At 45.2% G+C, this 21215-nt stretch carries 18 protein-coding genes; 5 read left to right on the forward strand and 13 right to left on the reverse strand.

Translation table 11 applies throughout. The annotated features are described in order from the left end of the window. Nucleotides 1–35: 35 nt before the first annotated feature. Nucleotides 36–287, reverse strand: a complete 252-nt coding sequence (locus B3L97_RS07655; protein WP_024821953.1) for a zinc ribbon domain-containing protein — start codon at nt 285–287, stop codon at nt 36–38. 222 nt (nt 288–509) lie between these two features. Between B3L97_RS07655 and B3L97_RS07660 the strand changes: the two genes are divergently transcribed. Continuing rightward, nucleotides 510–1904, forward strand: coding sequence for an MATE family efflux transporter (locus B3L97_RS07660; protein WP_024821952.1), 1395 nt, complete (start codon nt 510–512; stop codon nt 1902–1904). A gap of 70 nt (nt 1905–1974) precedes the next feature. Here the strand turns inward: B3L97_RS07660 and B3L97_RS07665 are convergent, their stop codons facing one another. The 7 genes from B3L97_RS07665 to B3L97_RS07695 form a co-directional block, all read right to left on the reverse strand. Further along, nucleotides 1975–3651 carry a SulP family inorganic anion transporter gene (locus tag B3L97_RS07665; protein ID WP_286846887.1) on the reverse strand — a complete coding sequence of 559 codons (1677 nt, stop codon included), beginning with the start codon at nt 3649–3651 and terminating at the stop codon, nt 1975–1977. 350 nt (nt 3652–4001) lie between these two features. After that, nucleotides 4002–4160: a hypothetical protein gene (locus tag B3L97_RS07670; protein ID WP_286934729.1), complete on the reverse strand. Its 159-nt coding sequence runs from the start codon at nt 4158–4160 to the stop codon at nt 4002–4004. Nucleotides 4161–4612: 452 nt separating this feature from the next. Then, complete coding sequence (locus tag B3L97_RS07675; RefSeq protein WP_286934730.1) at nt 4613–5743, reverse strand: outer membrane lipoprotein-sorting protein; 1131 nt, start codon at nt 5741–5743, stop codon at nt 4613–4615. Further along, nucleotides 5740–7014 (reverse strand): ABC transporter permease, encoded by a 1275-nt coding sequence (locus tag B3L97_RS07680; RefSeq protein ID WP_286934731.1) that lies wholly within the window; start codon nt 7012–7014, stop codon nt 5740–5742. The genes B3L97_RS07675 and B3L97_RS07680 overlap by 4 nt, the downstream gene beginning before the upstream one ends. Next, nucleotides 7011–8393, reverse strand: a complete 1383-nt coding sequence (locus tag B3L97_RS07685) for an ABC transporter permease (RefSeq protein WP_286934732.1) — start codon at nt 8391–8393, stop codon at nt 7011–7013. Before B3L97_RS07685 ends, B3L97_RS07680 begins: the two co-directional genes overlap by 4 nt. Then, nucleotides 8369–9265 (reverse strand): ABC transporter ATP-binding protein, encoded by an 897-nt coding sequence (locus B3L97_RS07690; protein WP_286934733.1) that lies wholly within the window; start codon nt 9263–9265, stop codon nt 8369–8371. The genes B3L97_RS07685 and B3L97_RS07690 overlap by 25 nt, the downstream gene beginning before the upstream one ends. A gap of 16 nt (nt 9266–9281) precedes the next feature. Further along, complete coding sequence (locus B3L97_RS07695) at nt 9282–10487, reverse strand: hypothetical protein (RefSeq protein ID WP_286934734.1); 1206 nt, start codon at nt 10485–10487, stop codon at nt 9282–9284. A gap of 563 nt (nt 10488–11050) precedes the next feature. Between B3L97_RS07695 and B3L97_RS07700 the strand changes: the two genes are divergently transcribed. The 4 genes from B3L97_RS07700 (at nt 11051) to B3L97_RS07715 (ending at nt 16317) form a co-directional block, all read left to right on the forward strand. After that, a complete protein-coding gene (locus B3L97_RS07700; RefSeq protein ID WP_024821945.1) occupies nt 11051–11845 on the forward strand; it encodes a potassium channel family protein in 795 nt (264 codons plus the stop codon). Nucleotides 11846–12015: 170 nt separating this feature from the next. Next, nucleotides 12016–14517, forward strand: coding sequence for an ATP-binding protein (locus B3L97_RS07705; protein ID WP_286934735.1), 2502 nt, complete (start codon nt 12016–12018; stop codon nt 14515–14517). 93 nt (nt 14518–14610) lie between these two features. Then, nucleotides 14611–15780: an FprA family A-type flavoprotein gene (locus B3L97_RS07710; RefSeq protein ID WP_024821943.1), complete on the forward strand. Its 1170-nt coding sequence runs from the start codon at nt 14611–14613 to the stop codon at nt 15778–15780. Between the two features lie 180 nt (nt 15781–15960). Further along, entirely contained in the window at nt 15961–16317 is a 357-nt protein-coding gene (locus tag B3L97_RS07715) for a DUF488 domain-containing protein (protein ID WP_286934736.1), read from the forward strand. A gap of 384 nt (nt 16318–16701) precedes the next feature. Here the strand turns inward: B3L97_RS07715 and B3L97_RS07720 are convergent, their stop codons facing one another. Genes B3L97_RS07720 through B3L97_RS07740 form a run of 5 tightly spaced genes read right to left on the reverse strand, consistent with a single transcriptional unit; the run spans nt 16702 to nt 21209 of the window. Continuing rightward, nucleotides 16702–17655 (reverse strand): aminopeptidase, encoded by a 954-nt coding sequence (locus B3L97_RS07720; protein WP_286934738.1) that lies wholly within the window; start codon nt 17653–17655, stop codon nt 16702–16704. Between the two features lie 12 nt (nt 17656–17667). Beyond that, nucleotides 17668–18339 (reverse strand): AroM family protein, encoded by a 672-nt coding sequence (locus B3L97_RS07725; RefSeq protein WP_286846902.1) that lies wholly within the window; start codon nt 18337–18339, stop codon nt 17668–17670. Nucleotides 18340–18346: 7 nt separating this feature from the next. Next, entirely contained in the window at nt 18347–19183 is an 837-nt protein-coding gene (locus B3L97_RS07730) for a hypothetical protein (RefSeq protein ID WP_286934740.1), read from the reverse strand. Then, on the reverse strand, nt 19183–20121 hold the full coding sequence (locus tag B3L97_RS07735; RefSeq protein ID WP_286846905.1) for a DUF1177 domain-containing protein: 939 nt from the start codon (nt 20119–20121) through the stop codon (nt 19183–19185). The genes B3L97_RS07730 and B3L97_RS07735 overlap by 1 nt, the downstream gene beginning before the upstream one ends. A gap of 14 nt (nt 20122–20135) precedes the next feature. Next, nucleotides 20136–21209: a DUF917 family protein gene (locus B3L97_RS07740; RefSeq protein WP_286846907.1), complete on the reverse strand. Its 1074-nt coding sequence runs from the start codon at nt 21207–21209 to the stop codon at nt 20136–20138. Nucleotides 21210–21215 lie beyond the last annotated feature (6 nt).

Raw genomic sequence — 21215 nt, forward strand, 5'->3', positions numbered from 1 at the left:
TTTGATTGCGTGTCAGCGTCTTAGCTTTATCGCTTCTACTTCTTCCATCGCTTCAATGTAGGAAGGAACTCGCTTAGCATTCTTTGGGCTTCTTCTTCATCGAAACCTGACTTTAGCATATGGGGAATACAAATATTGATCATTTCTTCCATCGTCACGTGAGGTTGAGTGAATTCACCATTCTTATAACAATAGATGCAATAGTCGTGAGATACGGTGCCATCCCCCTCTGTTCCACGAAGGGAGTTTTCAAGGGGCATACCACAACTCTGGCAATATTCCTGCATTTTTAAAACCTCCTTAACCAACAGAATCTTTTTAAAGAATAACAAATTTTGTTAGCAAAAAGAAGTGGAATATAGAAGTACATTTTCGTTAAAGTATACATATTTTTATTCATTTTTTGTGCTATATTATAGAAGTATCTTCCACGAAATGAACATGCGCAAATATGGTAACTGTCCAAGTGTTGTTGTTTTTCCTGAAAGGGTGCATTAAAAGTGAAGTACATGTTAGATCCTCTGCGCGGGAATATCTTTCCTGTGTTCTTTTATTATTCCTTCTTAACAGTTATAGGAATGATTGCCGTGTCCTCAGCCAGTGCTGTGGATGCTGCTTTTCTTGGCAATAAAGTAGGAGAAATGGCCTTGGCCACCGTTAACTTATCTCTCCCCTTCGTTATATTATCAGGAGGGATTGCCTACATGATGGCCATAGGAGCTTCTGTTAACTGTGGGAAATATCTTGGCGAAGGAGATCCTGATACAGCTTCTTCTATCTTTACGAAAACGTTACTGGCTACTTTTGTTATCGCCGCAAGTATCTCTGTAATAGGAAGATTGGGAATAGATACTCTGGTAACCATCCTTGGCGCAAGTCCTGAAATCGCTCCCTGGGTTAAAAAGTACCTTTCTATGCTTTTGCTTTTTATTCCGTTTCTTACCTGCGGTATTTGCCTTTCTTACTTTGTACGGGTGGATGGACGACCTCTTCTTGCCGCTGCGTCTATGGTTACTGGAGCCGGTATTAATATCTCTCTTGACTGGCTTTTTGTTATCAAGCTTAATACTGGCGTGCAGGGGGCCGCTCTCGCCACAGGATTGTCGCAAGTAGCCTTATTCAGCATATTATTGCCGCACTTCCTTTTAAAAAAGGGAAAGTTGCGGTTCAAAAAAAATGGTGGATCCTGGAAAGAAATTCTTTTTGCCGCATATAACGGCTTCTCTGAGTTTGCTAACGAAATATCCGCCGGCATTCTCACTTTTATCTTCAACTGGATCATGATCAAGAGAATGGGAATCTCTGGTGTGGCTGCTTATACTATTGTAAACTACATACTCTATCTGGGCTCCATGGCCTGTTATGGCATTGGCGATGCTATACAGCCTATTATCAGTAAAAATTTTGGGGCAGAAAAATCAAACCGCATCTCTTCCTTTCTCCTTGTTGCCTGGGGAACCGTTTTTTTAATAGGGATCGGAATTATAGCTCTACTCGTTTTAGTTCCCGATAGGATGATCGACCTCTTTACCAATGGAGAGGCTGGAGAAACAACCCGTATCGCCAAGGAGTTTATCGCGTATTTCTGGCCGGCATTTTTGCTTATTGGCGTAAATATAGTTTTTTCATCATACTTTACGGCCATGCAAAAGCCGCTTCATTCAGCGGTTGTTGCCATATCGAGAAGTCTTGCACTGCCAGCTATCTTTTTGATGGTGCTCCCTCTTTGTTTGGGAACGAAGGGGATTTATATGGCCATTCCCTTTGCCGAAGTAGGAACTTTTCTAATGTCTCTAAAGCTCTTTGCCCCGAACAAGCCTCTTCAGCTTGTGCGGATAGACCGCCTCTACAAACGACAAGAGCTCTTTATAAAAAAAGAGATATCTTCGTCCCAATATCAGTAAGAAAGAAGGGCCTTTCCGCCTCATCACTCACTGGCGGAAAGGCCCTAAAGATATAAAAATTATCGCACTATCATTCCTCTTGGGGTTTCGTCGTCATCTTCAGGAGGTTCTTCGCTCGTTTTAATGCGTCATCCATACTTTTACAGAAATTATCTCGCCCAACTTCAAATATCAATCCTGACCGTTGAAAAGCCTTTAAAGGCTGGGAATGGACTTCCGAAAAAATCAAATAAATTCCCTTTTTCCTGCACTGCTTATATAAAGACCTCAGAGTATGTATCCCGGTGGCATCTACCGCCAATACATTTCGCGCCCTGATAATAAGAGCTGCGGCCGGTTCCTCCATATTGCGGATAGCGTTCTTAAATCTGTGGATCATCCCGAAGAAAAAAGGCCCATTGATTTCAAAAATCTCTACTCCTTCTGGAACATCCCGTGGTGCAATAGCATAAAACTCTTCTTCCGCAACAGTCTTCCCTTGCACCCTTTCTGTAATGACGTTGACATCTGTATTCTCCGACATTCTCCAAATGAAAAGAAGAGCCGCTAAAACAACTCCAACCTGAACTGCTACCGTAAGGTCGACAAGGACAGTCAGAGCAAAGGTCAGTATTAATACGCACGCGTCGCTTTTCGGGCCTTTACAGATAGACACAAAATTGTGCAATTCGCTCATGTTATAGCTAACAACCACAAGAATTCCTGCGAGTGCGGCGAGAGGTATCAGCTTTGCCACTGGTGCAAAAAGTAGAAGCAACAAAGACAGAACAACTGCGTGAATGACCCCGGCAACTGGAGTTTTAGCTCCGCTCTTAACATTCGTCGCTGTACGAGCAATAGCCCCTGTAGCAGGGATGCCTCCGAAAATAACGCTTCCTACATTTGCTATCCCCTGAGCGATAAGTTCAGCGTTAGGTCTGTGACGATCACCTATCATCCCATCGGCCACAGTTGCAGACAAAAGAGATTCTATAGCCGCTAGAAGCGCCACAGTAAAGGCCGGCTTGGCGAGATCTCCTATCTGAGAGAACTCGATTTTGGGGAAGGACGGCGCTGGCAACATACGGGGAAGTTCCCCGAACGTGCTTCCGATAGTCTCTACGTTCAAAGCACATACATGAGCCACAAGAGTAGCCACGACCATACCTATCAGCATAGCTGGCAGTTTGGGCCAAAATCGCTGTATTAAGAGGATAACTACTATGGTTCCTATCCCCACAAGCACTGTTCCAAAGCTCATAGTATTGAGGGACTCGAAATAGACCTGCCATTTCTCTAGAAAGGCAGCGGGAACTTTCTCTATTTTTAAACCTAATAAATCGCGAATTTGTGTGGAAAAAATAACAACGGCAATGCCTGTGGTAAATCCAGTGGTGACTGGAAAGGGAATAAACTTGATGAGACCGCCCATTCTAAAAAGGCCTAATAAAATAAGGATAATACCTGCCATTAACGTACATAAAGCCAAACCTGAATACCCATATTGAAGTGTTATGCTTGAAATAAGAACAACAAAAGCCCCTGTCGGGCCTCCTATCTGCACCTTACTTCCTCCAAAAAGCGAAATCAGAAAACCAGCAACAATGGCAGTAAAAAGACCTCGCTCTGGTGGAAGACCACTTGCTATCGCAAACGCCATAGCCAGTGGCAACGCAACAACGCCTACAGTCATTCCAGCGAAAAGGTCCGCAAGGGCTTTTTCACGGGAATACGCCTTGATCTCCGTTAATAACTTTGGTGTGTACACATCAATCTTCCTTTGCTCAATATTTTAATATTTTTAGGGATAAATGGGGGGTACTCCGAGTGTTAAAAAGCAACTCTTGTTAGTTTATCATTGATCTTAAGAAAATCAATTTAAATTAACGAAAAGGTTATAGCGCATATATTCTATTTATGCTATTTATGGGCAGGCAAAAATTGTACTTCGCATAAAACATGGAAGGGTCGCTTTCGAGGCGCAAATGACAGGAACGCAAACGAAAGGCACAAAGGCATAATATTCGCCCTCATAAAAAAACAGACCTCCCACGAGAGAGGTCTGTAATTTACGTAATTGGGAGAGACAAAAGTGTCTCTCTGAATCAACTTCCGAGCCTAGACAGAAGCGGCACTTCGAAGGGCTTTAAGCCCGCGGGAAGTACGGAGCATAATCCGCTCTACAGCCCAGCCGTTGCGAAGTTCTGCTGTTTCCAAACGACCTTCCGGGGTCATCCAGAAAGGAACTTCATTAACATAAACAAGCTTCTTACTCATACAATTACCTTACCTTTCCTAACAAATTCCGAAAAAAGCGACACATGAAGTATGACGTTTCGGTACCGCCCTAACTACATGACGGGACGTGTCGCAAAAAAAACGCTATATCTTTTCCAGATGGCTTTTAAACCACCCGATCACAACCTTGTTATTATAGCACATAAATTTATTATTACAATCTAAATTAAAATTTATAAATCTTCAGAGAGTTATTCCAATTTTTGGATATCCCAATAGAAAGTTTCTGAAAAGCTGGGCTATTATACATGATATAGCACACATCGCGCTGATAAAATGCCCCATATCAATACATGGAGGCCAACCAGCTCAAAGCCAAGAGGGGAAATTTAAAGAGCCACTTCGTCGGTAACAAAAATATCCATGGGGCCGTTATAATCGCAATTGTAAAAGCAATTCTGTACCGTTGGTATATGGCTGGTATATGAAACCTATTGGCGCAAAGAGGCTTTGGAGAAGATGTAGTCAGGTATTTCAACGTCAAATTCGATAGTATCTATAATATATTCTGTGCCTTCACCAGAAGCCAGCGCATCCTTAACTGTCGCCCTTTTAGGGTACCATCGTTCTTGAACCTGAAATATTTCGTTAATGGTGAAGGTCTTTAAAAGCTTGCCACTTTTGGCGAAACGATCCTCTCGTAAAGGAAGAAAGTTCTCTTTATCCACCCACATCTTTCGCGAATAATAGGAAACTCCTTCTTTTTTGGCCGTAAGCTCAAGTAGGTAACAATCTCGCTCGCCTAATTTGTCTTCGCCTGTTCGCTCTTTACCCACCTTTCCCTCCCCCACAAGCTCCACATTGTACATGTTGCTGAGTTTGGGATCTTCCATATAATCTTCGTAGGATATGTCAGACCCCATCATGGAGCGCCGAAGCATATGCCCCGCTATTTTTATGATGCGATCGGTTGACGGGGTGTACATCCAAAGCTCATCTTCGAGTTTGAGCATTTTCGTCCCTTTTTCACGGGGAGGGGAAAGGAATTCGCTAAAGGCCTTTTCAGTGCCCTGCACCCATGAAAGCACTTGTAATGTGCGGGAGCCGCGCTGTCCCTTCACAATCATAGTACTTGTCACCTTCCGATTCTTGGCAACGTAATTTTCGTCAACTTTTTCAAGAATCCCCTCGCCTGTAAGGGGAATGAAGTCCGGAAGGGGCCTCTGGAGATCTTTAGCGTCGGTAAAAGCAGCGACACCGACAGTCTCAACAACGCTACATTGAGCAGACGACAACACTGCTAACAGCACCGCCACAGCGATAAAAACTATAATCAGCACCCTTTTCAACGAAGCAACCAGCGCAAACTTTCCGATGTGGCCGCTCGAATGCGACGCAAACTTGAGCGCTGATACAGACGTGCCTTCAGGCGAAAAGGCTGTAACTGCCGATATAAGCATAGCTATGTTATACGCAGCTATGTTCGCAGCTACATGTCCCACCGTTTTATGCATTGCTATACCTGCCGCCGCTACGTGTAGCGCCGCACACACCGCCATATTATGAGGGTAAGCTTCAGCCAAGGGGATCCCCCATTCCCTAAACATATTCTTCCTCTTCATACTTCTAACTCCTTAATGAGCTGGGCTGTCTGTCTTTTATAGATGCCAATACCGGCAAACATGGCCCCTGTCACCGACGCAAACACTCCCGGGAAAAAACCGATAATATAGCTTGCCGGCGTAACCTGAGCCCGTATGATATTGGAGATAAGCATACTCGATTTCGGCATCATCTCCCCAAAATTTATGCCTGTGTACTGCATGTAATACGAAACGACGAGGCCCAAAGCGGTCCCTAAGACGGAACCGGCAATTCCGACAAAGAAAGACTCAAGGATCATTGAACGGTAAAGCCGCCTCTTGGATTCCCCCATGGCAAGACGAACGCCTATCTCTCCGTACCGCCGCAACCCGTTCATCAAGCCTGAATTCCAGAGAACAATGGACATGGCCAAGACGAAAATGCCAACAATTACGGCTTCCATGGCTTCAGCATAATTCAAATATTCCTCAAAATTATTCTGCTGGCCAAGAGACACCATCACAGGAGAAAACTCATCATCTGCCATTGTAAAAGTCTTGTTGAACCGCTGCGCAACATTGCCCATTCGTCTGCCGGAATAGAGCATGTCGTGGGTGTATCCCACAATCTCACCTGCGCTGTCAGTCATATCGAGGGCATTTTGCACGTCTCTGATATCTGCTATGATCGTGCCCCTATCCATAGGAATCATGCCAAAATAGACGGTTCCGGCAATCTTAAAATTGTACGTTGCCATAGCGCCATACATGGTTGAACTAATAAGCGTCACCATGCTGCCAATATGAAGACCCATTTTTTGAGCAAATTCATCGCTTATCAATATTTCATTCGGACCTCTTGGGTAGGAACCCCGCACCATGGCCTTCTCTATGTTAAAGAGGTTTTTTTCTGGCGTATCTTCGCTAAAGAGGTCAATTCCAAGGCCCATGACAGGCGCCTGAGCCAGAGTTTCTCCCCTCTCGTCAGGGACATCGAGAAGACCGCCAAAGCGTATCCGTTGGGCCCAAATCATCTCTTTTTCATTCTCTTTCAACCATACAAGCAGCGCATCGGCCCCGATAATCGCCAAATCGTTGGGAACTTGATCGGCAAGGTCTCTATACGCCTGAGTCATAACCTTGACATGGCCCGTATCGAATTTCGCCGTTGAGCTGATGAGGTCGCCCATAGCTCCCTGCATGAAACAGTAAAGAAAAACTGTGAGGAAAACGCCGGCACTCACCATTAGCACGGGGAAGAGACTACGTGAACGATCTCGGATCAGCCCTTTTAGAAGGAAAGAGATCATGATATTTTCCCTTTCAGCGCCTCTGTAGGCTGGAGTTTCGCTATTTTGCTCGAAGGGAGGAAACTAATGGCTGCGACAACGACCATCATTAAGAGTATCGTCGTGAGAACGAGCTCTAAGGAGTACACGGGAAAGAGCTTGTCGGAAAGGGCGAAACCGTATCCCTCCACCATCTGGGGGATGGCAATCCCCTTTTTCGACACATACGTTAAAAGAGGCATACCAAAGATGAGGGCAACGACGATAGCCATGGCTCCCTGAATTACACCTTCCAGCGTAAAGACAAAAATAACCTGCATTCTCGTCATGCCCAAGGCAATCAAGGTACCAATCTCCTTTCTTCGCCTGAAGAGAGAGAGGACCTGAGTATCGAAAATGGCGAGCATGCCAAGAAAGAGGAGAATAGAATAGATAATAACGCTTGAAATTCTCTTCGTCTTTATCATTTCCGTGAGGTCCCTCATCAAAAAAGCCTGGCTTTTAAAAGGCCACTCCTGAGAGGAACCTAAACTTTCAGTTTCAGGGCTCACAACATGGGATCTTGCGCCGATGGGTGGCTCCTTATGGGGGAACTTGGTCCCTTCCCCAACAGCTTCGGAGCTCACAACCACGAGGGTCGCTTCATTTTTCAAGGCCGTCATGTGCTGCAACGTCTGAAGGGGTACCCAAATAATTCCGTTGTCGATAGACGGAACCCGAGTATCCATAATGTAAACAACCTGGCCCTCGGTTGCATCGAAGGTCCCGTGAGCATCTCTCCAGCGTATAGTCAGATAATCGCCGATAGCGATATTTTTGCTCTTCGCCATTCTCTTTCCGATGAGGATTGGCAGTTCGTAAATATCGGCGGTATTTACTCTGAAAGAACCACCGGCGCCACTCGCTCTATCAGAGCCATTTGTATTATTTGGGCTAACAGAACCAGTAACGCCATTCATTCTACCTGCGCCGTTTATGCTAGCGGAAGCAACTGAAATGTGAAGATAGCGCGTGGGAATATGGAGAATGGTCTGGGCAGGATCGATCCCCCGAAGTTGAACAGACTGAGCACGTCCAGCAGGGTAGATTGTGGCCTGGCGAATAAGAATAGGTGTCGCCCTTCTCTCTTCGATCAGGGAAAACAGATTTTCTGGAATAACACCGTGTCCATTATCAATGGATAGAGCGTCGTAAGGGTCGTAATCTTTATGCCAGTATTGTCCGCCTGCGATTTCGTCTTCAATCATCGCTCTGGACGTCTGGGCGAGCATACCTGTATAAAGCCCCTGGAAACCGACGATCACAACAAAGGTCATCGCAAGCACAGCCACGTTGAGCCATGTTCGAAGTCCCGCTTCCTTTATATTGCGATAGGCTAACGTAACGCCAACGCTAAACATGTCTGCTCTCTCCTTTGGAGCGAGGCCGCACGGTGATCATTGGAAACATCACAAGCCACAGAAGCTGATGCTGATCCTACGTTGGGTCCCGATAAAGCTCCATCACGGGACGTGAGGTTATCTCTGGGAACAACCTCGCCAGTGTTGAGCGACATAGAACTCTGCGAGGAAACCTCAGAGCTGGAAACGGCAATGATTTCGTCTCGCGCTACGTGCCCGTCAAAGAGATGAATTTTACGTCTCAAGTATTTCATGACCTTCTCGTCGTGAGTTGCAAAAATAAAAGTGGTTTCAAGTTCCTTGTTGAGCCGCACCATCATTTCCAGAATGTTGTAGGAATTCTCGCTATCAAGATTGGCCGTAGGCTCGTCTGCCAGAATCAACGCCGGACGTTTCACCACAGCCCTGGCCACTGCCACCCTCTGACACTCTCCTCCTGAAAGCTGCGCCGGCTTGGAATTTACCTTATCTGTCAATCTCAGCCATTCTAGAGCATCGTAAACTTTCTGCCTTCTCTCTTTAGGCGGCATCTTCAAAAGCAGCAATGGAAATTCTATATTCTCGTAGACGCTATAGACTGGAAACAAGTTGTACGTCTGGAAAATAAAACCAATATGATGGTTGCGCAACGCCGCAGATTCCTTGTGAGAAAGGTTCTCTACGTTTTTATTGATAACCACCACATTTCCTTCCGTTGGAGCGTCGAGAGCCCCAATAATGTTCAAAAGAGTCGTCTTTCCAGATCCGCTGGGACCGATTAATCCGCAGAATTCCCCCTTCTCGAATTCGAGGGTTACATTACTCAGCGCCGTAAAGAAATGGCTGCCCATAGGATATCTTTTTGTCAGATTTTTTATGGTTACGATAGACATGAACAGGCCCCCTTCCCTAATAGTTGTACACAAAGGTGAGAACAACCCCGGTTCCCGAATAGACGCTGTTAGCATCGTCGCCGTTGTGAAAAGCCGTTACGTTAATAAGCCAGTCATCGTATGTGCGCTGCCAGCTTACGTTGGGGTAGAATTCTTTTTTTTGCCAGTCGTAGTATGTCAGGATGGTTACGGTGTCGAGAATGCCAGTGCTGAAGTCTATGGAAAGGGCGGATATTTCATCGTCATTTTCATGATTCCATATGTCACTGCCGGGCGATCGTATAAAATGTTCTGCCAAAACGTGGACGCCGGAACCAACATCAAAGGTGTAGTCGGCTCCAAGGGTAAGACATGTGGTGGAAAGAGTGTGTTTGGAGTCTTTTTTGAGGCGGTTCATGACGAACTCAAACCAAAGACCGATCCCCACGTCGAAACTTCCATCGAGTGCGTAACGCTGCTCCAGACCGTCTTCCAAGGTTACTCTGCGGGGAAAAGCAAAAGTGTTTGAGTTCCACCACTCCCGGTCGACACGCCTATTGTGATATGTAAAGGCCATCTCCCCATTGGCTACTGGGAACTGGTAGCGTAGGCCAAACTCCGGATCGCCATTTCCGTATAAGCCCCACACCCATATATTCGAATTGTTGGGGAAATAATAGCGTCCAAGAAGGGCGTTGACCCCGTCAGTTAGGCTCAAAGGGTCGCGGGGGTCTATCTGGTCGAACCATTTTAAAGAACGAAGGATCTGAGCCGGTCCGAAATTGATTCGCTGGAGGCCGAGGCGCACTTCATACCTCTCGCCGGAGAGACGCACCCAGGAGCGATACAAATCGGCATGGAATTTGTCTTCCAACTCTTTGAAGGAACCGAAGGTTGAGAGGGTGCGGATGTTGAAAGAGACGAGAGCGTCAAGGGTCTGGGCTGTTTGCGTTGTTTGCGTGCCTCTGTTTAAGTCTGTTTCGGAGTCTGCGGCGGTATCAGTTTCAGCGCCCGTTTCAGCGCCCGCGCCAAAACTTATTGTTATTTCGGGAATGTATCGGATACCCAACGAACTGTCTGTGTCGTCGTTGTATGCCCCCCAGAGAGAGACCTGCCCCGAGTGAGAGAACACGGTGGCATAACTCACAACAGGCGCCCATATGCAAAGGGCAAAAGAAACAAAAACAAAGGCAAACAACAGCTCACGGGTACATCTGGATTGACAGCCCATTATTATATTCATGCCTATGGTTAACCTCCTATCACTTGAACTCTACTTTTCGCAAGGTTAACGTTGGGCGAGATGAATAAATTGTTTATATAAGAATACCATCTGAGAATTTATTTATGCAAATTTTGTTTGTTTTTTATTTTAGAAGGTGGAAATCTTGACGAACAGGCGTAATGGCGGGGGAGATTTTTCACACAACACGAAACGTTTCCTAGCTATAGTATTTTTCTTATTCAGGTTTTAATATAAAATATAAAAAGGGCGAAGATACGTAGTTTAGAATCTCAAGGCTTTCAATAATCCCAGCGAGAGTTTAGGCATTACATGCGAAGATACATAGTCTCGAATCCGAAGGTTTTCCACAGTCCCGATGTGTATTCAGGCATCGCGGGCAAAGATACATAGTTTCGAATCCGAAGAATGTTGCTTTGCGGCCAATTGGCCTCGAGTCCAGAGCCGTATCCTTAAAGTTGAGGTGCCATAATTATGACAAACACAGTAAATGTGACAGTCGCAACAAATGCAACGAATTCCAAGGGTATTGAAACTTTTACGGGATAGGCGGTTCGTTTACTATGGATAACAGCAAAAGGAATAACGTAAATATTTACGAAATATCCCTTGGCATACTGGCAATTCTCTCTGTCGTTTTGCTTATCATTCAAGAACGAACAACACTTCCCCTTCACGAAGAAAAATTATTGGACGACATTGATTTCATAATCTGGTGTGTTTTCGTTGCAGATTATTTTCTCCACTTGTTTTTGACAAAAGATAAAAAGGACTACGTCAAAGAGCATGTAATAGAACTCACGGCAATTTTACCCTTTAACGCCCTTTTCAAAGGCGTTCGAGCCATTCGCCTCTTCCAACTCTTCCGTGTACCCTCCTCTTTTCTCTTTTTAAGAATTGTTAAATTGTTAGCCTACTTTGGCCGAACCCATCGTTATCTTTCCCGCTTTCTGAGGCGGAACAACTTCCAATACGTTCTCTTCATCACCATTTCCATGGTATTATTTGGAGCGATAGCTATCCGCTATTTCGAAAACATAAATTTCCACGACGCCCTCTGGTGGTCTTTTGTTACAACTACAATAGGGTATGGTGATATGGTTCCTACAACTACAGGAGGACGAGTTATAGCAACTATATTGATGTTGGTGGGAATTGGCTTCATAAGTATTCTTACCGGAACTATCGCCTCTTTTTTCATTGCTCCCGACAAAGAGCAAGAATCGAATAATGATTTTATAAATGTAACCATACATAAGCTCGAGAACTTCGATAATCTAACCCTCAGGGAAGTTCAAGATATTTGCCAAGTTTTAATGAGCTTAAAATCCAATGTCGTAAAAAATAAGCTACGTTAATAAATATAGCTCTAAAAATCTGGGGCAAACATATATAGAAGCGAAAGTCTCTGCCAAAAGTTCAGACTATAGTCAGGTCTCCACAAGAATTCTGAATAAAAACAGGATACGCCATGAAGACCATGTGGCCTCCTTTTACGTGGATTTATTAAGCAATGGGAGGGATGATGATGGAAAACTTCGAACTCATGGGGAAATTTTACCTCGGGAACGAGATAGATCCCGCAACAGGGAAAAAGAGCAACACACTCGTGCTCTACGACTCGAAAGACCTGACCACCCATGGGATGATCATCGGAATGACGGGAAGCGGCAAAACGGGCCTTGGAATAGCACTCTTGGAAGAAGCCCTTATGGACAACATTCCAATTCTCGCTATCGACCCTAAAGGAGACATTACAAACCTTCTTCTATCCTTCCCCGAGCAAAAGGCCGAAGAGTTCTTGCCGTGGATCAACAGGGAAGACGCAGCGGCACAGGGACTTTCTATCGCAGACTATGCCTCCCTGGAAGCCGCGAAATGGGCGAAGGGGCTTGCCGACTGGAGAATTGACGGAGCGAGAATTAAAAAAATGAGGGAATCCGTCGACTTCACCATCTATACGCCTGGGAGCAGCGCAGGTGTGAAAGTGAACGTGCTTGGTTCCTTCAGATGCCCTGGGGATAGAATCACGAGCGATAACGAGCTTTTCTTAGAAAAGATTCAAAATACCGCCTCCACTCTCCTCTCTCTTCTCAACATTGAATCTGACCCTCTCTCTGGACGGGAACACCTTCTTCTGTCAAAAATATTTGAACAAAGCTGGAGAGAAGGCAAAGATGTCGATCTGCCGCTGATTATCAGCTGGATTCAGAACCCTCCATTCCCTCACATTGGCATTATGCCTACCGATACCTTTTATCCACCGAGCGAACGATTTAAACTGGCTCTCGCTCTGAACCAGATCCTCGCGTCTCCAGCGTTCAACCAGTGGATGACAGGGGTTCCTCTAGAAATAGGAAGCCTCCTCCACACTCGGGAGGGGAAACCACGAGCTTCTATTTTTACCGTCTCCCACCTTTCCGATAACGAGAGAATGTTCTTTATCTCCATGCTTCTAAACGAAATTGTTAGCTGGATGAGGTTGCAGACAGGGACCTCGAGCCTTCGAGCCATTCTTTATATCGACGAAGTCTTCGGATATATGCCTCCTGTAAAAGAACCTCCCTCTAAAAAACCTCTCATCACCCTTCTCAAGCAGGCTCGAGCCTTCGGTATCGGCGTGGTTTTAGCTACTCAAAACCCTGTAGATCTAGACTATAAGGGCCTTTCAAATATTGGAACGTGGTTTATCGGACGCCTTCAAACACAGCGCGACAAAGACCGTGTTCTCGAAGGAATGGAACGACTCGAAAGCGCCTCAGGATGTGACCGGGAATTTCTCGACAAGGCCATTACAAGCCTGAAAAAGAGGGAGTTCCTTCTTAATAATATCCACGAAAACAGCCCCTCCGTCTTCACGACCCGCTGGGCCATGTCGTACCTGCGAGGACCTCTGTCACGGGAGCACATTAAAATACTTATGGAAGGAAGAGCGCCGGCATCTGGGGCGGGGGCGGAAACGTCAGAGCCGGCGTCAATGCCAGCTCTGACAACATTAGCTAAAGCAGCGACTGAAGCAACTCCGACAGAACCTGCCACAGGGCCAGCAGAGCAAATTTCGGCAACATCCGTACCACCAGCGGCAACGTCAGCAACACCAACAACGCCACGAACGTCGATCAAACCAGCCATATCCCCGAATATCCCCGAATTCTTCGTCGATACTCCGACGGGAGGCGGTCCCTGGGTCTATAAACCTTTTATTATAGGAATCGGCGACATCTACTACTCCAGCGCCAGCCTCGAAATCGACACTCACATAACATACACGCTAGGGGCAGAAGCACCTGACACCTTTGACCCTGATTGGGAAAGAGGTTTCGACCTCGACATCGCTCCAGAAGAGCTGCGAACAACAGCCGCTGGGGGCATACCTTTCCTTAAACTTCCCAAAACTCTGGCTGAACCACGCAACTACGCTACATGGGGGAAAGCCTTCCAACGATGGATCAGACAGAACAAACCTCTCGTCATCTATAAGAACCAACCCTTGAAAATAGTCAGCCTGCCGGAAGAAAGTGAAGCCGACTTTACCATACGAATTGACGAAGCCTTGCGGGAAAAAAGAGATATTGAAATCGAAAAGATACGGAAAAAATACGACAGCAAAATGGCCACTCTGCAAAAACAGCTCATTGCGGCGGAACAGGCCATTGAGAGAGAAAGCGAACAGGCGAAACACCGGAATATGGAGACAGTTATCTCTTTCGGATCGGCTTTAGCAAGCGCATTGTTCGGCAGAAAAAGCCTCACGGCGACATCCACCTACAGAATGGGATCTGCCCTCTCCAAAGCGGGACGACTTAAAAAAGAAAAAATGGATGTGGCAAGAGCTGAAGAGAGATTGCAATTTTTACAGAATCAAATGACAGACCTCGAAACACGGCTCAACGAAGAAATTGATATTCTCACGAGAAACATGGAGAAATACAAAGAAGCGACACGGGAATCTCTGGTGCGCCCTAAGAGTACGGATATTACCATCAAGGCCTTCGGTCTTGCGTGGATTCCGGTGAGAATCAGAGAGTGACGACGAAATGAAACGTACAGAGGCCGTGCAGGCAGCAAGTTTTGACGCCACCGGTGTCAGTGCGGCCTTCTTCTCAACAAGGAGGGAAAGCGCATGAAGCCAAGAAAAGTAAGCGAGAGAGTTCAATGGATGGGAGCAATTGACTGGAACAGGCGGCTTTTCGACTCACTCATTCCTCTTCCCGACGGAACAAGTTATAACGCCTACCTGTTGCGCGGTTCCGAAAAAACGACTCTTATTGACACTGTAGACCCCGCAAAGGTGGATATTTTGCTTGAACAGCTGCGTGACATTCCGCAAATTGACTACCTCATATCGCTCCATGCAGAACAGGATCATTCAGGTTCTATACCCACAATTTTAGAGGCGTATCCCCACGCCCAACTCATATGCTCTCAGAAAGCGCAGGAACTGCTTATCGATCATCTCCACGTAGCGAAAGAACGGATCAAGATTGTAAATGACGGCGAAAAACTCTCGCTGGGAGACTGCACGCTCGCCTTTATTTACACTCCGTGGGTTCACTGGCCCGAAACGATGGTGGCCTATCTGGAGGAAGAAAACATCCTTTTCTCCTGTGATTTCTTTGGATCACACCTTGCCACGTCAGACCTTTACGCTGGCGACGATCCCTACGTGTGCGAAGCTGCCAAGCGGTACTATGCGGAAATAATGATGCCCTTCAGATCGATTATCAAGAAGAACATGGAAAAGATTGGCGACCTCGATGTTAAACTCATCGCACCGAGCCACGGGCCAATCTACAACAAGCCTCAGTGCATCCTCGACTACTACCGTAACTGGATTTCAGATACAGTTGCCAACAAAGTAGTGATTCCTTACATATCAATGCATGGCAGCACCGAAAAGATGGTAGAGTATCTCGTCAGTTCCCTGGCAGAGCGGGATATTAAGGTGGAAAAGTTCGAATTATCGTCAACAGATATAGGAAAACTCGCCATGGCCCTCGTTGACGCCGCCACCATTGTCATTGGAACACCTACAGTCCATTTCGGGCCTCATCCCATCGTCTTTTCTGTAACCCAACTCGCCAATGCCCTCAAGCCTAAAGTGAAATATGCGGCTATTATCGGGTCATATGGCTGGGGAACCAAGGCTGTGGAACAGATCGCCGGGCTCATCCCCAACCTTAAGGTTGACGTGTTAGATACGGTCATGTGCAAGGGATATCCTCGGAAAGAAGATTTCGAGGCATTAGACAGGCTCGCCAACAAGATAAAGGAGAAACACGCTCTCCTTTAAGTTAAAGCCGGAACAGACGAAGGGGTCGCTGTGAGTTGGGGCACTGCTACACGCTTAGGCGAGACTACAAATTGAGGCGCCACTGGTGTTAGTGCAGCCTCTTCTCAATAAGGAATCAAGTTCGCCCGCCTGGCCATAATCGTCAGTGGCTTAGAGTTCTTGCCAACGAGGAGGGGAAAAATGCCTATAACGCTGAAACGAATTTACGATGAAGCGGATTCCAGCGATGGACACCGCATTTTGGTCGATCGTCTATGGCCCAGAGGAGTATCAAAAGAGAAAGCAAAAGTAGATGAATGGATGAAGGAGGTTGCCCCATCAAACGAGCTTCGAAAGCTTTTTCATGGCGGGGGACTCTCGTGGGCTGAGTTCGAAAAGCAATATCAGGAAGAGTTGGAAACACACATTGAGGAGCTCCGAGCCCTTGCAGAGATAGCGAAAACACTCAAAGTAACGCTGCTCTACAGCTCTAAGAATAATGAGCAGAACAACGCAACGGTGCTGAAAGAGTTTCTTGAAGGTATGAAGGCTACGTAAAGACACGCATACCTCTAACATGTATTCGCCACAACGGAAGAGGGCCAACGCATATTAGGGTATACAAAGATACGTACACTCCCTGACGCCGAACAAATAGATTCTGCGCTGAAAGCGATCGGCGGTGAATAAAGACTACATTTTGGGTGGCGTAAATTCTGCTCGAAAAGATCGTATAACTTCACATCTCTCCTTGTATTTTGCTTGCAAATTAAGCCATAAACTGGCACTAGTCCCCAACATAGTTGCTAGTTTCATTGCTACATTTTCATGCACAGTTGCTTTATCCTGATAACATATAAACCTTCAAAGGCCCCCATAGCGAAAGGAAACCCCGCATAGAGAAAGCCTAAAGAATGGGTTTTATTTATGCGCCTTAACACCTTAAAATTTTATGGTTCCATGGGAAAGGATACATTCTCCATCAAGGTAAAGTTCTGGATTAAGAATGACTCCATCTACATGAATGCCTGCCGCTACAGTTCCACCAAAAGTGTCATTACTACCAAGAGCTATATGAACCGTTCCATATATTTTTTCATCTTCAAGAATAACACCTGTCACCCTAGCTTTGTTATTTGTTCCTATTCCAAGCTCTGCCACATTCCGCGCTAATGGATTTTCGCCAAGAAGCTCCATAAGTTTCTGACTATCTACCCCTTGAGCATCTACAAGGTTACCATTTTCAAAAAAAAGCTTTAACGGCCCCTCCAAAACACCTATCCCTGCAAAAGAACCATCTATGATAATTTCACCAGATGTACTTCCTTCTACTGGAGCTATAAAAGCTTCTCCAGAGGGTAAGTTGCCAGACTGTCCTTTTTCTCTATATACGCCAGTACTTGGAACCCCTTTCCGTCCCTCAAGAGACAATGTAAGAGAACAACCATCTTTCCGTATCTCAGCTTGCTTCGCCTGATCTAGAAGAGCTGTAAGTTTTTTAGTTAAAAATTCAACTTCTTTATAATCAGCTGTAATAGGACCATTAAAATACATATCTTCAGTAATGCCAGGCATAGTTGCAATGCGTGCTCCTGCTACACAAGCGTTTTTTTTAGCGTGAGTATGGGTCATTGACTTGCTGGTAGGAATAACAATAACATCTGAAGCAATCATTAATTCTCGGACTCGTGCTGGTGGTTCTTCTCCATTTTTTTTCATGGGCTGAATTTGGACTAAAAGAGATTCACACCCTAGCAATTGCCCTGCCTCAAAAAGACTTTGAGCAATATTTACTGTTTTATAATCACAGATAACTAAAAGGTTTTCCTCTTTCAATAGTCCCATGTTATCAGTGAGCAAACGTTTTGATACATCGACCATTTTCCCGAAATCCATAAAAATCACCTTCTATCCAAACATTTCTTTAATAACTCTGGCGACAATGCTCCGGGCAAGAAAGACAGGTTTCCCAACGCACTCCCTTACTTTCTGTTGCATTTCTATGGTATAGCCCATGCAATCCATGATAATTACGTCAAGGTCACATTCTTTTAATTTATTTATAGCATTATCAAACAGAGAACGATCGTCATACGGAGAGGCTGAGACTATGGATAATTTGTTTGATACAGATCCCCACCTTCTTTTAGACTGCGCTATTTGACTTTCAGACGGAGTTATAATTGCTAATTTCTTATTTTCTGCTACCGCCCGCACCACTTGATAAAGAATCCTCTGGGGACGAATAAGCAATCCTGTTTCTTTGAAAGCAGGAAATTCCCCTGTACAGAGAAGGAGAACAACGGGAATTCCATTATCAAAATGGTCTTGAATCTTTTGTTCCACTCTTGCAGTAATATAACGTTCAGCAACAGTAACAGAAGAGCCGTCTTGCATCCGTGTCACAAGAACATAGTCGTCTTTTTTCGGTGCCATTTCAGCTACTTCATCTTTTGTCAAACCATCTAAAGCACCAGACTCTACCACTTCTACATTCTCGCCAAGAATAGGCATAATATCTGGAATAATATCGGTTCGCGGAGCTTGACCTATGGTTACAGTTCCTAAATACCGTTTCACTTATGTATCACCCTTTCATCAAGCAGTTACGATACCAACAACCTAAATGAGTTTTGCAACCAGGTCCGCCACTAGAACACTCATTAAGAGATTCTTCTACTCCACTTTCAGAAACCATCAGCAGAGTAGAGATAAGATGAAGAATTTTCTCAACCTCTGGTTTTTCCCCGCTTATTACAAACGTAGTGGAACCTTCTCCACCTCTGATTCCCCCCCTGCCGATAACACAGGCCCTCACATGAGCAAGAATTGAAAGAGCTTCTATTTCACTTATTAATCGACCGGGAATAGGGATAAGCCCGACAGACATTCCCATAGAGGTGTCTATTTTTTTACGCCCACATTCAAGAATAGCATCATCTAAAGAACAAGGAGCAAATTTTTCGAGCCCTACAGCAATATATGTCGTAATTCCCTCTGCTTCAAGCGTTGAAACAATCTGTCCCGGAGCACCTCCTAAAGGCGATCCCGCCATCATGGCAGCTCGCCTGTGAGCATCAATAAGATTGGCGCCGCATACGGCAATATCTGAAGACCTCATTTCTGATACTACCTGTGGCAAACAGCTATCGACATTCTGAGCTTCTCCTTTATGAACAAGTATACTATGAGGATATGTCAAAATATTTTTATTACACGACACTGTCCCTCGGAGTGTGATTCGCCCACTCACCCTCAAAGAGGAGCCTATGAGCTCTTCGGATACTGCAGAAACGGTCGTTCCTCCTTTTAGGAGGATATTTCCTTCCCGTAACGCTTTTTTTACATCCGGGAGAGCGGCGATAGCCTTCGCAATCAGCCGCTTCCCCATAGGAACAGAAAGTGTTATTTGTGCTTTATACATTATTGCTTTCTACCAAGTGTCTGAAGATGGGTCATTGGTCCATATAAGTCAAGAAGCAACTTAAACTCTTCTGCGTTATAAAAAGCACATTTCCCTCTCGTAAAACTTTTTGCCACTTCAATATTAAAACGAACAACTTGCTCGATATCAGTAACATGAGTAGCTCCCGTTGCACATCCAGGAACAGCTGAATGAGAGGTAATAGCAATACCAACGCAAGGCACCGTTATTGCAGTTGAAGGTTGCAATATGCTATTTAAGTGGTAAAGACCATTACCGTACGGAGTAATGTCCTGCATAGTAAGAGGGAAAACAACGGGAAGCTCTCCTGTGACTATTTCCATGATGGAAAGAAGATCTTCACTTACCCGCAAGATATATCCTTCTTTTACTGTTGGCGAGATAGCAAACCCTTTATGATTAATAATGCGATTACCGCGAGTTGTGTCAATAATTAGAATGGCATCCATCTCTGGATCAACTTCTTGCTGATTCATCGTTGACATGTCTACAGGTGACCCCATAAAAGCAACCGGCTCATGAGGTTGTGTCGGAGCGTTAGGACAAATATGAGTAGCGATAATAACATCTCCTGGAAGGACATCATATACTAAAAGCATACGAGCCAACTTTAATACAGTTGCAACAGCAGCTACCGCCCCATCTCCATCAGAAACAAGCCCAATACGCTCTGGACGAGCTCCTATTCCCCCTAATCGACCGATAACACCTAAAGTAGGAGCTACCCCCCCTGCCCGTTTTCCATGAGTTCCTGGAATAATAGCTTTTATAAAATCTGTATGCCCCTTAGGACCTTTAATTTCTTTTACTACAACTTCAGATATCCCCGCTTTGTAAAACGCTTCTTTTACTAAATCCCCACTGGCATCAGAACGATCAAGAAGATCAATCGCTTCGAGTGTTCGAGTAAACGACATATCTACACCCTCTTTCATAAATACGAAATGATGTTTTTATGAACAACACGTTCCACATCGCTCAAAAGCTCTATACATCGCATTCCTTCCCCTAAACGCAAATGTTCTTTAGGAACTGCAATAATGTATATTGATTGGCTTTTTTGTATTTCAGCGCTTGTAACGGGCATACCACTCTCTCCATCCATAGTCATAATAAGGTCTGGGAAAGTACTCATGCGCTCTCCATTTTTTTTCTCAAGAGTCATATACTCATTCCAAAAAGTAAGAACATGGCCATCTACTTCTATATGTCCCACATCAAAACCACCAGATGTTTCAATACTTAGGTTCTGAACAATTCCATGCGTTACAATTTCACCGTTAAGATACTCTATAACAGAAGAAACTAGTTTCTCCGCTCCTTGTCCTTTTGCCTGTAACATGGTCATTCCCAAATCAATAGCCATAGAGACAGCTCCTGGAGCTCCGTTCGCTTTAGCGTAAGATGCTGGGACAGGATTCCGCGCCACTCCTACTAAACCTTGTGCCTGAACCGCAGCTTGACGAACTAAGGCTGACGTTTCAGTTAGACTTCCAGAAACACAACCTTCAATATACGTATTATCTTCTGGATCCCCCCCAGCAAAAGCTTGAACAGATACAAAATCTTTTTTCTTGTGAAGCCCCATAGATCCCATTACTCCTGTAGGATGAGCGCGGCCATTACATGGCAAATCTACAATTGGTAAATCAAGAAGTGCCCCTTGAAGCCAACCATTAACAATAGCGTTGCCCCCGCATTCGTTAGTAATAAGCCCGTTTATGAGACTGCTACTATGCATCTGGAGTAACTCTATTGTTCGCCAATAACTTCGCGGCGAAACGAAAGCCTTTTTCGCCGCTGGGGCTCCAACCCCAGAACATGTCACTAACACTTTTTCATCTTCGCAATCTTCAGACCCTATAAGAACAGGATGTCCGATACGTACTGCCAAATGTCCAAGATCAAGTCCTCGTTGCATAGCTCCACCGCCGCCACCACCTAAAACAGCTCCACCTAAAACAGCGGCTTCAACATGTTCGTCCATTAATACTATTCTCGACATATTATC

The organism is Aminobacterium sp. UBA4834 (genome assembly GCF_002400205.1).
GTDB classification, from domain to species: domain Bacteria; phylum Synergistota; class Synergistia; order Synergistales; family Aminobacteriaceae; genus Aminobacterium; species Aminobacterium mobile.

Coding starts and splice junctions, on each gene's coding strand:
- B3L97_RS07740 (WP_286846907.1), bottom strand. CDS start 21,209: ATGTCGAGAATAGTATTAATGGACGAACATGTTGAAGCCGCTGTTTTA.
- B3L97_RS07735 (WP_286846905.1), bottom strand. CDS start 20,121: ATGTCGTTTACTCGAACACTCGAAGCGATTGATCTTCTTGATCGTTCT.
- B3L97_RS07660 (WP_024821952.1), top strand. CDS start 510: ATGTTAGATCCTCTGCGCGGGAATATCTTTCCTGTGTTCTTTTATTAT.
- B3L97_RS07680 (WP_286934731.1), bottom strand. CDS start 7,014: ATGATCTCTTTCCTTCTAAAAGGGCTGATCCGAGATCGTTCACGTAGT.
- B3L97_RS07700 (WP_024821945.1), top strand. CDS start 11,051: ATGGATAACAGCAAAAGGAATAACGTAAATATTTACGAAATATCCCTT.
- B3L97_RS07670 (WP_286934729.1), bottom strand. CDS start 4,160: ATGAGTAAGAAGCTTGTTTATGTTAATGAAGTTCCTTTCTGGATGACC.
- B3L97_RS07685 (WP_286934732.1), bottom strand. CDS start 8,393: ATGTTTAGCGTTGGCGTTACGTTAGCCTATCGCAATATAAAGGAAGCG.
- B3L97_RS07730 (WP_286934740.1), bottom strand. CDS start 19,183: ATGTATAAAGCACAAATAACACTTTCTGTTCCTATGGGGAAGCGGCTG.
- B3L97_RS07655 (WP_024821953.1), bottom strand. CDS start 287: ATGCAGGAATATTGCCAGAGTTGTGGTATGCCCCTTGAAAACTCCCTT.
- B3L97_RS07675 (WP_286934730.1), bottom strand. CDS start 5,743: ATGAAGAGGAAGAATATGTTTAGGGAATGGGGGATCCCCTTGGCTGAA.
- B3L97_RS07720 (WP_286934738.1), bottom strand. CDS start 17,655: ATGGATTTCGGGAAAATGGTCGATGTATCAAAACGTTTGCTCACTGAT.
- B3L97_RS07690 (WP_286934733.1), bottom strand. CDS start 9,265: ATGTCTATCGTAACCATAAAAAATCTGACAAAAAGATATCCTATGGGC.
- B3L97_RS07695 (WP_286934734.1), bottom strand. CDS start 10,487: ATGAATATAATAATGGGCTGTCAATCCAGATGTACCCGTGAGCTGTTG.
- B3L97_RS07710 (WP_024821943.1), top strand. CDS start 14,611: ATGAAGCCAAGAAAAGTAAGCGAGAGAGTTCAATGGATGGGAGCAATT.
- B3L97_RS07715 (WP_286934736.1), top strand. CDS start 15,961: ATGCCTATAACGCTGAAACGAATTTACGATGAAGCGGATTCCAGCGAT.
- B3L97_RS07705 (WP_286934735.1), top strand. CDS start 12,016: ATGGAAAACTTCGAACTCATGGGGAAATTTTACCTCGGGAACGAGATA.